This is a genomic window from Catenulispora pinisilvae (assembly GCF_015356865.1).
Taxonomy (GTDB): domain Bacteria; phylum Actinomycetota; class Actinomycetes; order Streptomycetales; family Catenulisporaceae; genus Catenulispora; species Catenulispora pinisilvae.
The window spans coordinates 35,686-46,644 of record NZ_JAAFZA010000064.1 but is presented as its reverse complement, the minus strand read 5'-3'; the positions used below and the strand labels follow the sequence as shown (position 1 = coordinate 46,644).

Here is a 10,959-nt window from a genome sequence, read left to right as displayed (position 1 = left end):
GTCCCCCCTCGCCCCGTATCCCCCCGGCTACGAGCGGCGCGAGGCCTCAGCCGTCGGCCGCGATCGCCCGCAGCACGTTCATCCGCGAGGCCCGGAAGGACGGGGCCAGGGCGGCCAGCAGGCCGACCACCGCGGCCCCGATGAACACCGCCACGATGGTGGTGACCGGGATCGCCAGGGTGCTGATACCGATCCCGGACAGGACCCGCTGAGCGGCAACGCCCCAGGCCAGACCCAGACCGACCCCCAGGGCCGCGCCGAACAGCGCTATCACCACCGACTCCAGCCGGATCATCCGGCGGGTCTTGCGGCGGCCCATCCCGATCGCCCGGATCAAACCGATCTCCCGGGTGCGCTCCACCACCGACAGGGCCAGGGTGTTGACCACACCGAGGATGGCGACCACGATCGCCAGGCCGAGCAGCCCGTAGACCATGTTCAGCACGCCGCCGACCTGGTCCTGGATCAGCTTCTTGTAGTCGGTCTGGCTCTTCACCGTCACCTGCGGGAAGGGGGCGAGCCGGTCCTTGAGCGCGGCGTAGGCCTGGTTCTGCTGGCCCTTGTCGGCCTTGGCGAAGAGCATCGTGTCCTGCGGCTGCGCCGCGGCCGGCACCGACTTGCCCAGGGTGGCCAGCGAGACGTAGCCGGCACCGTGGTTGAACACCGTCTTGTCGCTGATGATGGCCAGGACCGGCAGCTTGACCGGGGTGCCGCCGTGGAAGGCGACGGTCAGGACCGAGCCGATGGTCGCGTTCCGGGACTTGGCCTCGGTCTGCGGGATCGCGATGCCTTCCTTGCTGAACACGTCGGCCATCGAACCGGCGGTGGTCCCGGCGTCGAAGTCCTGGGTCATGGTCGGCGAGGCGGCCGCGAACTCGATCTTGCCCTGGCCCGACGTGCCGGAGACGTCGGCGTTCAGGAACTTGTTCTCCGTGACGTGCGCCAGTCCCGGTGTGGCCTGGGCCTGGGCCAGCGCCTCGGGGGTGATCACCAGGCCGCCGTTGCTGGTGATGATGTAGTCCGCGCCGACGCTGCGGTCCATCTCAGCGCTGGCCGAGGTCACCAGCGAGGAGCCGACCACGGCCATCCCGGACACCAGCGACAGCCCGATCATCAGGGCCGCGGCGGTGGCGCCGGTGCGGCGCGGGTTCCGCAGGGCGTTGCGCTGCGCCATGGTGCCGACCGAGCCGAAGGCGGCCGGCATCCAGACGCCGAGCACCCGGATCACCACACCGGCCAGCAGCGGGCCGAGCAGGATCGCGCCGACCAGAGTGACCAGCACGCCCAGGCCCAGCAGCAGCCCGCCGGTCGCGGTGGCGCCGCTGGCCGCGCCCCCGATCAGCGCCGCCGCGCCGCCGGCGCCGATCACCAGGCCGATGCCGTTGCGAATCCGGGAGGACCGCCGGTCCCCCGGCGTCCCGGCGTCGCGCAGCGCCGCCATCGGGGTGATCCGGGCCGCGCGCCGGGCCGGGATCCAGGCCGCGAGCAGGGTGACCACCACCCCGACCGCGTAGCCGGCGATCACCGAGGACACCGTCACCGACATGTCCGAGGACTGAAGGTTCATGCCGACGCCGTTCATCACCGCGATCAGGCCGTAGGCCAGCCCGGCTCCGGCGGCGATGCCCAGGGTGGCGCCGATGACGCCGAGCATCAGCGCTTCGAGCCGGACCGAGCGGTTGATCTGCCGGCGGCTGGCGCCCAGCGCCCGCAGCAGGCCCAACTCCCGGGTGCGCTGGGCGACGAGCATCTGGAAGGTGTTGACGATCAGGAACGCGCCGACCATCAGCGAGATCCCGGCGAAGCCGAGCATCACGTACTTCATGAAGCCGATGAAGCCCACACTGTTGCGGCCGTCGGCCTCCTGCTCGGCCCGGGTCTTCACGTCGTAGCCGGGGCCGAGCTTGCCGGACACCTCGGCCTTGAGCGTGTCGTCGGAGGTCCCGGGCCTGGCATCGAGGTTCACCCCGGTGTAGACGCCGGTCTGGCCGAGCAGCTTGGTCTGCGCGGTGTTCGTGTCGAAGTAGAACAGCGACTCGCCGGGGTTGGTGGTCCGGAAGGTCGCGATACCGCTGACGGTGGCCTGGAAGCTGCCGGCGTCGCTGCCGGTCACGATGCGCAGCGGCGAGCCGAGCGTCAGGTGCTTCTTGGCCGCGGTGTCGGCGTCGACGACCACGTCGCCGGGGCCGGACGGAGCCCGGCCGGAGGTCAGGTCCACCGCCGGGTGCGGCGTGGGGTACCAGTTGGCACCGATGGTCGGGCCGCCGGCCGAGTTGGAGATCGACTTGTTGTCCGGGCCGACCACGGCCAGCCGGTCGGTGCTGATGTCACCGTAGACGGCCTGCACGCCGGGCATCGCCTTGATGGTCCCCAGCAGGGACGCCGGGACGGTCTGCTCCGGGGCTCCGGGCGGCGCGTCCTTGTCCACCTGGGGCGACACCGCGACGTCGGAGGCGGTGGTGGCGAACAGCCGGTTGAAGGTGGTGGTGATGGTCGAGGTGAACATCAGGGTGCCGGTGACGAACGCCACGCTCAGCACGACGGCGATCAAGGACAGTGAGAGCCGGCCCTTGTGCGCGAAGAAGTTGCGGCGAGATGCCTTCCACATGATGGATTCCCCCTCCGCCCGCGTCAGCGCTGGGCAGCGGCGTCGCCGCCGCGCGGGTCGTGGCCGAAGGGGTTGTGGCCGTGCGAGTCGAACTGCCGCATCCGGTCCAGGACCTTGTCGGCGGTCGGCACGGTCATGTCGTCGACGATCCGGCCGTCGGCCAGGAACAGCACGCGGTCGGCGTAGGCGGCCGCGGACGGGTCGTGGGTGACCATGACGAAGGTCTGGCCCAGCTCGTCGACCGAGCGGCGCAGGAAGCCGAGCACCTCGGCGCCGCTGCGGGAGTCCAGGTTGCCGGTGGGCTCGTCGCCGAAGATGATCTCCGGCTGGCCGGCCAGGGCCCGGGCCACGGCGACCCGCTGCTGCTGGCCGCCGGAGAGCTCGCTGGGCCGGTGCTTGAGCCGGTCGGCGAGCCCGACGGTGCCGATCACCCGGTCCAGCCAGGCCTTGTTCGGCTTGCGGCCGGCGATGTCCATCGGCAGCGTGATGTTCTCCGCCGCGTTCAGCGTGGGCAGCAGGTTGAACGCCTGGAAGATGAACCCGATCCGGTCCCGGCGCAGGTTGGTCAGCTGCTTGTCCTTCATCGAGGTCAGCTCGCTGGCCACGCCGTCCCGGCCGTAGATCCAGATCTTGCCGGAGCTGACCGCGTCCAGGCCGGCCAGGCAGTGCATCAGCGTGGACTTGCCGGAACCGGACGGTCCCATGATCGCGGTGAACCGGCCCCGCTCGATGTCGACGTCGACCTGGTCCAGCGCGGTGACCGCGGTCTCGCCCTGGCCGTAGCGCTTGGTCACGGCCTGCGCGCGGGCGGCGGTGCCGACGGTGCGGTAGGTGACCGCGGCCTGTGCTGCCGTTGTCATGATCTTCCCCTCAGATGGCTTCAGCGGAGCTGGTCGGTTGTCGATCGACGTCGTTAAGGCTGCCAGCCGCAGCGCGGGCATCGCCACGGAGCCAACAGGTGTCCGACGGTGGGGTTAACCCCACCGCTCCGCTACTGGCCTGCTCTTAGGGTACGTAACCCAGCGCTGGCCAGGCGGTTGGTACGCATTGCGAACGACTCACGGACCGACTATGGTTCGCAACGCGAACGAATCCGTTCGTGTTGCGAACGACTGTGGCGGCGGTCCGGACCCGCCGCGAGGGGACGGCTCCCATGCATAAGAAGGTTGCGATCGTCGGCGGCGGTTACGGCGGGGCGAAGGTCGCCAAGATCCTGGACGCGGACCTCGACGTGGTCCTGATCGACCCGAAGGACGCCTTCGTGCACAGCGCCGCCGCGTTGCGCGCGCTGGTCCGCCCGGACTGGGCCGAGAACATCTTCTTCCCCTACGGGACGCTGATGAAGAACGGCACCGTGGTCCGCGACCGCGCGGTCGGCGTGGACCCGCGGGGCGTGAGGCTCGCCTCGGGCGACCGGGTGGACGCCGACTACGTGGTGCTGGCCTCGGGGTCGTCCTACGCCTTTCCGGCGAAGATGGACACTGATGTCGCCTCGGCCGCCCTGGACGCGCTGCGCAACGCGCACAAGGAACTCGCCGGCTCCGATCGGGTCCTGATCCTCGGCGCCGGACCGGTCGGTCTGGAGCTGGCCGGCGAGATCGCCACGACCTGGCCGGACAAGCGGGTGACGATCGTCGACCCGGCCGCCGAGCTGCTGCCCGGCTTCCTCCCGGAACTGGTCGCGGACCTGCGCGGGCAGCTCGACGAGCTGGGGATCGAGCTGCGGCTGGGCGTCGGCCTGACCGCCGGCCCGGCCCCGGCGCCGGGCGTCGCCGGGGAGTTCACCGTGACCGACCGGGCCGGTGACCGGCTCACCGCGGACATCTGGTTCCGCGCCCACGGTTCCCGTATCCACACCGACTTCCTGGACGGCGCGGTCCCGCGCAACGAGCAGGGGCAGGTGAGGGTCACCGAGCGGCTGACCGTCGAAGGCCACGACACCGTCTACGCCCTCGGCGACATCACCGACGTGCCGGAGACGAAGATGGCCGGCTGGGCGCTGCGGCACGCCGAGGTCGTGGCGGCGAACATCCTCGCGCACGCCAAGGGCGAGGAGCCGGCCGCGGCGCACACACCGCTGCCCATCAAGGTGGGGCTGGTGCCGCTGGGGCCGACCGGAGGGGTCGGGCAGTTCCCGAACGACGAAGGGGCGGCGTTCCAGGTGCCGAAGGAGACCGTGATCCAGATGAAGGGCGCGGAGATGATGCTCGGGCACTTCCAAGAGCTGTTCAACATCTGAGGCACAGCGCGAAACGCTCAGTGCGAAAGACACAGCACGAAAGGCTCAGTGCAAAAGGCCCGGCCGGGGTCGTCCTGGCCGGGCTCAGTCCTGTGCGGCGTCGGGACAGTCCTCGCCGGACTTCATACACGGGTGATCATCACCGAACACGACAGGCACCTGATTCCCGAACACCAGCCGCCCGAGCAGTTCGGCCAGCTGGGCCTGTTCCTGCTCCGAGAGCATGGTCGGCAGCTCGGCGACCTGGGCGACGGTCTCGTTGTAGAACTCCTCGGCGAGCTTGTCGCCTTCCGGAGTGAGATACACGCGGACCGCGCGGCCGTCCGTGCTGTCGGCCTCCCGCCGGACCAGGCCGCGGCGCAGCGAGCGGTCCACCAGGCCGGTGAGGCTGGACTTGGCCAGGCCCAGGATGCGGACCAGCTCGCCCATCCCGAAGCCCTCTTCGGGCTTGCCCATCAGGACGCAGAGCAACTGGCCCTGCTGGGAGGTGAGCTGGTGCTTGCGGGCCACGTGCTCGTAGGTGGCGTCGACCAGGAATGCCGAGCGGACGAGGGCGGTGACCACGCTCATGTCGGCTTCTGGTTCGCGCACCATCTCGGCTCCCGCATAAGAACGCGAGGCCCCTCAGGATCTGAGGGGCCTCGTTTAGTAGCGGGGACAGGATTTGAACCTGCGACCTCTGGGTTATGAGCCCAGCGAGCTACCGAGCTGCTCCACCCCGCGCCGTTTTGCTTCATCGCTAGTGTAACACCTCTTCGCTACCACCAGACGCGTTATTCAACGGGGCCCCATACCCGGCAGGCGGAATATGGCACCGCGCCCCATTGCCAAGCCGATCGACAACCGAAAGCCTGGCGGGATGCGACAGAGCGTGGAGATCCAGTTCCCGACAGGCGCGGGTTCGTACGCCGTGACCCGTTGGTCAGCACCCGAGGTAGCCGACCAGGCGCCGACCGTGATCGCCGCGCACGGCATCACCGCCAACGGACTGGCCTGGGCGCCGATGGCCGAGGCCCTGCCGGAGACCGACTTCATCGCCCCGGACCTGCGCGGCCGCGGGCACTCCCGCGAGGTCGGCGGCCCGTACTCGATGGCCGCGCACGCCGACGACCTGGTGCGCACCCTGGACCACCTGGGCGTGGAGCGGGCCACGCTGCTGGGCCACTCGATGGGCGGCTGGGTGGTCGCGGCCGCGGCGGTGCGGCATCCGGAGCGGTTCGGCGGCGCGGTGCTCGTCGACGGCGGCCTGGGCTTCCCGCTGCCCGCGGGCACCGACCTGGACCACCTGCTGGACGCCCTGCTCGGCCCGGCGATGGCCAAGCTGCGGACGGTCTTCGCCAGCCGGGAGGAGTTCCTGGCGCCCTGGCGCAACCACCCCTCGCTGGTGGACGTGTACTCGCCGGCCGTCGAGGCGTATCAGGAGCGCGACATCATCGGTACCGAGCCGGAGCTGCGGTCCTCCTGCGTCCTGGACGCGATCCGGGACGACGCCGCGGACGAGTTGCAGAACACTGAGGTGGTCGGGGCGATCCACCGGCTGCCGGTGCCCGCGGTCTTCCTGCACGCCGAGCGGGGCCTGCTGAACGAGCCCGTCGGGCTCTACTCCCCCCAGACCGTGGCGGCGGCCAAGCTCGCCGACGCCGGGGTGGACGTGCGCTTCGTCCCCGGTACCAACCACTATTCGATCTTGCTCGGCGACCGCGGGATCGCCGCGGTCGCCGAGGCGGTCAGGGCACTGCGGTAGGCAGACGCCCCGATCTCGATCGGAGGCCGGGCCGGGTCCGAACCCGCACCCGGTGCGGACGCCCTCAGCGCACCTGCCCCCGGTCGAAGTACTCGGCCAGCTCCGGATCCAGCGGCGGGATCTCCAGCGGAGTGCCGCCGTCGCGCAGCGAGAGCGTGGCCATGTAGCCGGCGGCCACACTCATCCGCGCCGCGACCGGCGAGGTGTCGGTGGCGCCGCCGTCGCGGACGAAGCGGGCGAACTCGGCCATGATCGCGCCGTCCGAGCCGCCGTGGCTGCCCGAGGCGTCCGGGACCTTGTAGGCGATGTCGGCGTCGCCGCGGTAGCCGGTCGGCCCGGTGTTCCACACCTTCACCACGTCGCCGGGCGAGTCGCCGAAGTTCTCCAGCCGGCCCTCGGTGCCGATCACCGTGTAGTTCCGGAAGTAGTCCGGCGCGAAGTGACACTGCTGGTAGGCGGCGATGACGCCGTTGTCCAGCGTCATGTTCATCACCGAGACGTCCTCGACCTCGATCTTGTGGTTGAGGTCGCGGCGGGCCGTCGGCGGCCAGTCGAACTCCTTGAGCCAGCCCTGCGGCCGGGGCGTCCCCTCCTCGCGCCGCGGCAGGTCGCCGTAGACCATCAGGTCGCCGAACGCGCTGACCCGCTTGGTGTACCCGCCGGCCAGCCAGTGCACGATGTCCAGGTCGTGCGCCGCTTTCTGGAGCAGCAGGCCGGTGGTGCGGTCGCGCTCGGCGTGCCAGTCCTTGAAGTAGTAGTCGCCGCCGTAGGAGACGAAATGCCGGACCCACACGGTCTTCGGCTCGCCGATGTCACCGCGGGCTATGGCGTCGCGCATCGCGCGCACCACACCCATGTGCCGCATGTTGTGGCCGACGTAGAGCCGGGTCCCGGTCTCGTAGGCGGCCCGCAGGATCCGGTCGGAGCTCTCGATGCTGATGGCCATCGGCTTCTCGAGGTAGACCGCCTTGCCGGCGTGCAGGCACTCGACGGCGATCGCCTCGTGGGTGTCGTCCGGGGTCATGATGACCACAGCGTCGACGTCGGAGCGGCTCAGCAGCTCGCGGTAGTCGCTTTCGGTGTCGGTCACGCCGACCCGCTCCACCGCCTTGGCCAGGGCCGCCGGGTCGGTGTCGCACAGCACGGCGACCTCGAAACCGCGGTCCGGCTGGTGCGCGGCGACGGCCAGGGAGGTGCGCAGGCCCAGGCCGATCACACCGAGGCGCAGGTTGCTCACAGCAGACTTGCCTTTCTGAGGGAAGAACTCGCCCGAAGACTTTCGAGGGCTTACTTGGTACCGGTGAGGGCGATGCCCTCGGTGATGCGGCGCTGCGCGGCCAGGAAGACCAGGATCATCGGCAGGCTGGCCAGCAGCGAGCCGGCCATCAGCAGCGGGTACTCGGTGAGGTGTTCGCCCTGGAGCGTGGAGAGCCCCACGGTGAGCGGCATCTTGGAGTCGTCGTTCACCACGACCAGCGGCCACAGCAGGTCGTTCCACGACCACAGCACCGTGAGCACGCCCATCGAGATCAGCCCGGGCTTGGCCAGCGGCAGCATCACGGACCAGAAGATCCGGAAGGTGCCGGCGCCGTCCAGCCGCGCCGCCTCCTCGACCTCGTTCGGCAGCGACATGAAGAACTGTCGCAGCATGAACGTGCCGAAGGCGCTGAACAGGCCGGGCAGGACCACGCCGGCCAGGGTGTTGAGCAGGCCCATGTTCTGCACCAGCTGGTACTGCGGCAGCAGGTAGACCTGGCTGGGCACCATCAGGACCGCGAGCATGAGCATGAACAGGGCGTTGCGGCCCGGGAAGCGCAGCCGAGCGAAGGCGTAGGCGGCCATCGAGCAGAACAGCACCTGGGCCAGGACCCTGATGACGGTCTGCGACACCGAGTTCAGGAACTGCTGGGCGAACTTGGTGTCGTGGAAGACCTGGCTGTAGTTCGACCACTGCCACGAGGGCAGGAAGTGCGGCGGGACGCTGGTGGTCTCGCCGGTGGTCTGCAACGAGGTGATGAGCTGCCACAGGAAGGGCGCCACCATCGCCGCCGCGCCGACGGCCAGGATCACGTGGATCGGCCACAGCCGCTGCCTGCTAGGCATAGTGGACCCACCTCTTCTGGAGCCGGAACTGGATCGCGGTCAGGGCCAGCAGCACCAGGGTGAGCACCACCGCGATGGCCGCGGCCAGGCCCTGGTTGCCGGTGACGAAGGCGTCCTCGTAGAAGAGGTACGCGATCGTCTTGCTGCCGGCCAGCGCCGGGTTGGTCTTGCCGAGCATCATCAGGACCATGTCGAACATCTGAAGACCGCCGATCACCGACAGCACCGAGACGAAGAAGATGCTGGGGCTCAGCAGCGGCAGCGTGATCGAGAAGAACTGCCGGACCCGGCCGGCGCCGTCCAGCGAGGAGGCCTCGTAGTACTGGCGCGGGATGTTCTTCAGCCCCGCAGCGAAGATGATCATGTTGTAGCCGAGCGAGCTCCAGATGCCGACTAGGCCCATCGCCCAGATCGTGTACCGGTCGTCGGACACCCAGTGCGGGCCGTGGATCCCGATCAGCGACAGCAGGTAGTTGATCAGGCCGTAGTCGCCGTTGTAGAGCCAGCGCCAGACCATCGCGACCGCGGCCGGCATGCTGACCACCGGCAGGAAGTACAGCACCCGGTACAGGCTCGCGTACTTGCCGCTGACCTGGTTCATCAGCGCCGCGAAGACGATCGAGACCGGGATGCCGGCCAAAATAATCAGCGCGTACTTGACCGTGTTCCAGGCAGCGCGCGGCAGCTGCGGGTCGGACAGGAACGAGCTGTAGTTCTGGAAACCGACCCACTGCTGGCCGCCGAAGGCGCCCCACGAGGTGAAGCTGAAGTAGGCGGACTGCACGATCGGCCACAGGTAGAACAGGAAGAGGCCGACGAACAGGGGCGCGATCATCGCGTAACCCCAGGCCCATTCCTTCATATGCGCCTTGGAGAAGCGCGGGCGGCGGCCGGCGACCGGCCGGGTCCCCGGGCTCCCCGGCCCGCGCTCCGGGCCGGGGCGGGCCCCCGTCGCCCGACCGGCGGCGACGGGAGTGGATTCGGTGGCTGACACCCGCTACTCCTTGGCCAGTTCGGCGTTCATCTGAGCGGCGATCTGCTTGGCGCCGGTGGTCAGATCGACCTTGCCGCCCCAGATCTGGTCCAGGGTGGTCTGCATCGGCGTGGTCCAGGCCGCGGTGTTCTTCGACACCGGGTAGGGCACCGCGACGTCCAACTGGTCGATGAAGGACTGCAGGTGGTACTGCGGGGTCGAGGCCACCCAGGTCGCGGACAGGCCGTTGTAGGCCGGGATCACGGTGCCCGTCTTGGCCTGGATCTCGTTGGCCTCCTTGGACCCGAGGTACTGCACGAACTCCCAGGCCGCCTGCGGATGCTTGGTCTTGGCGTAGATGACGTTCGCCAGACCGTTGATGACCGTCGCCTTCTTGCCGTCCGGGCCGGCCGGCAGCGGCGCGACGTCGGCGTCCAGGCCGGCCGCCGCCTTGTACTCGGGCATGTCGTAGTCGCCGTCGGCGAACATCGCCACCTTGCCGGAGGCGAACAGCTGGTCCGGCTGGGTGTCGGTCATCTGCTGCGCGGTCGGGGAGACGTGGTACTTGGTGATGAAGTCCAGCGCGTACTGGAGTCCGGCCAGGCTCTTCGGGTCGTCGAACCCGGACTTCTTGTGATCCGGGGTGATGGCCTGACCGCCGGCCTGGAGCATGGTGTTGAACAGGTTCTCCTGTGTCCAGTCCGGCGAGGCGATGCCCCACACGCCCTTGCTCGGGTCGTTCAGCTTCTGCGCCGCGCTGATCACGTCCTGCCAGGTCCAGCCGGCGGTCGGGTACTTCACCCCGGCGGCGTCGAACAGCTTCTTGTTGAACCAGAGCCCGACGGTGTCGAAGTCCTTCGGCATGCCGTACTGCTTGCCGTCCAGGGTGTAGCTGTCGTTCAGCGCCTTCGGGAACGGGGAGTTGTCGAAGCCGGGCTTGTCCGACAGCGACAGCAGTTGGTGCTGGCCGGCGTACAGGCCGACGCGCGGGGTGTTCATCCAGAACACGTCCGGGGCGGTGCCCGAGGCGGCCGCGGTCTGCAACTTGGTCCAGTAGTCGGCGTTCGGCGTCAGCTGGATGTCGATGGTGATGTTCGGGTGCGCGGTGTGGAAGGCGTCGGCGATCTCCTGCATCGCCGGCTTCTGCTTCGCGTCCCAGATCCCGTAGGTGAGGGTGACCGGACCGGAGTCGGCCTGTCCGGAAGACGCGGATTTCGAGGAGGAACAGCCGGTCGCGGCCAGGGCCAGAGCCCCGACGCCGGCCAGCACCAACGCCTTTCGGAACATCCGCG

General features: G+C 69.4%; 9 protein-coding genes and 1 tRNA gene. 2 read left to right on the top strand and 8 right to left on the bottom strand.

Going from position 1 to position 10,959, the window contains the following annotated elements:
- Positions 1-46 precede the first annotated feature (46 nt).
- Together IZR01_RS19460 and IZR01_RS19455 are read right to left on the bottom strand one after the other, a co-directional pair.
- The gene (locus tag IZR01_RS19460) at positions 47-2,608 is read right to left on the bottom strand and encodes an ABC transporter permease (RefSeq protein ID WP_194924648.1); all 2,562 of its coding nucleotides are present in this window, start codon (positions 2,606-2,608) and stop codon (positions 47-49) included.
- Positions 2,609-2,631: 23 nt separating this feature from the next.
- Positions 2,632-3,468 carry an ABC transporter ATP-binding protein gene (locus IZR01_RS19455; RefSeq protein ID WP_194924647.1) on the bottom strand — a complete coding sequence of 279 codons (837 nt, stop codon included), beginning with the start codon at positions 3,466-3,468 and terminating at the stop codon, positions 2,632-2,634.
- Positions 3,469-3,761: 293 nt separating this feature from the next.
- Here IZR01_RS19455 and IZR01_RS19450 point away from each other — a divergent pair, with 293 nt between their 5' ends.
- Positions 3,762-4,847, top strand: a complete 1,086-nt coding sequence (locus IZR01_RS19450; protein ID WP_194924646.1) for an NAD(P)/FAD-dependent oxidoreductase — start codon at positions 3,762-3,764, stop codon at positions 4,845-4,847.
- An 84-nt stretch (positions 4,848-4,931) separates the two neighbouring features.
- Here the strand turns inward: IZR01_RS19450 and IZR01_RS19445 are convergent, their stop codons facing one another.
- Together IZR01_RS19445 and IZR01_RS19440 are read right to left on the bottom strand one after the other, a co-directional pair.
- Positions 4,932-5,441, bottom strand: coding sequence for a MarR family winged helix-turn-helix transcriptional regulator (locus IZR01_RS19445; RefSeq protein WP_228559790.1), 510 nt, complete (start codon positions 5,439-5,441; stop codon positions 4,932-4,934).
- 55 nt (positions 5,442-5,496) lie between these two features.
- Positions 5,497-5,570 (bottom strand) — tRNA-Met (locus tag IZR01_RS19440).
- Positions 5,571-5,706: 136 nt separating this feature from the next.
- Between IZR01_RS19440 and IZR01_RS19435 the strand changes: the two genes are divergently transcribed.
- A complete protein-coding gene (locus IZR01_RS19435; RefSeq protein ID WP_194924645.1) occupies positions 5,707-6,591 on the top strand; it encodes an alpha/beta fold hydrolase in 885 nt (294 codons plus the stop codon).
- Between the two features lie 64 nt (positions 6,592-6,655).
- Here IZR01_RS19435 and IZR01_RS19430 read toward each other — a convergent pair whose 3' ends face one another.
- The 4 genes from IZR01_RS19430 to IZR01_RS19415 are packed head-to-tail and all read right to left on the bottom strand — an operon-like array spanning position 6,656 to position 10,954.
- Positions 6,656-7,828, bottom strand: coding sequence for a Gfo/Idh/MocA family protein (locus IZR01_RS19430; protein ID WP_194893316.1), 1,173 nt, complete (start codon positions 7,826-7,828; stop codon positions 6,656-6,658).
- 50 nt (positions 7,829-7,878) lie between these two features.
- Positions 7,879-8,694: a carbohydrate ABC transporter permease gene (locus tag IZR01_RS19425; protein ID WP_194893317.1), complete on the bottom strand. Its 816-nt coding sequence runs from the start codon at positions 8,692-8,694 to the stop codon at positions 7,879-7,881.
- Positions 8,687-9,688: a carbohydrate ABC transporter permease gene (locus tag IZR01_RS19420; RefSeq protein WP_194924644.1), complete on the bottom strand. Its 1,002-nt coding sequence runs from the start codon at positions 9,686-9,688 to the stop codon at positions 8,687-8,689. The genes IZR01_RS19425 and IZR01_RS19420 overlap by 8 nt, the downstream gene beginning before the upstream one ends.
- A gap of 3 nt (positions 9,689-9,691) precedes the next feature.
- A complete protein-coding gene (locus tag IZR01_RS19415; RefSeq protein WP_194924643.1) occupies positions 9,692-10,954 on the bottom strand; it encodes an ABC transporter substrate-binding protein in 1,263 nt (420 codons plus the stop codon).
- Between the last annotated feature and the right edge of the window lie 5 nt (positions 10,955-10,959).

Excerpts from the sequence above, each read along its gene's own strand:
- IZR01_RS19455 (WP_194924647.1), bottom strand. The coding sequence starts at position 3,468 with ATGACAACGGCAGCACAGGCCGCGGTCACCTACCGCACCGTCGGCACC.
- IZR01_RS19460 (WP_194924648.1), bottom strand. The coding sequence starts at position 2,608 with ATGTGGAAGGCATCTCGCCGCAACTTCTTCGCGCACAAGGGCCGGCTC.
- IZR01_RS19450 (WP_194924646.1), top strand. The coding sequence starts at position 3,762 with ATGCATAAGAAGGTTGCGATCGTCGGCGGCGGTTACGGCGGGGCGAAG.
- IZR01_RS19445 (WP_228559790.1), bottom strand. The coding sequence starts at position 5,441 with ATGGTGCGCGAACCAGAAGCCGACATGAGCGTGGTCACCGCCCTCGTC.
- IZR01_RS19435 (WP_194924645.1), top strand. The coding sequence starts at position 5,707 with ATGCGACAGAGCGTGGAGATCCAGTTCCCGACAGGCGCGGGTTCGTAC.
- IZR01_RS19425 (WP_194893317.1), bottom strand. The coding sequence starts at position 8,694 with ATGCCTAGCAGGCAGCGGCTGTGGCCGATCCACGTGATCCTGGCCGTC.
- IZR01_RS19415 (WP_194924643.1), bottom strand. The coding sequence starts at position 10,954 with ATGTTCCGAAAGGCGTTGGTGCTGGCCGGCGTCGGGGCTCTGGCCCTG.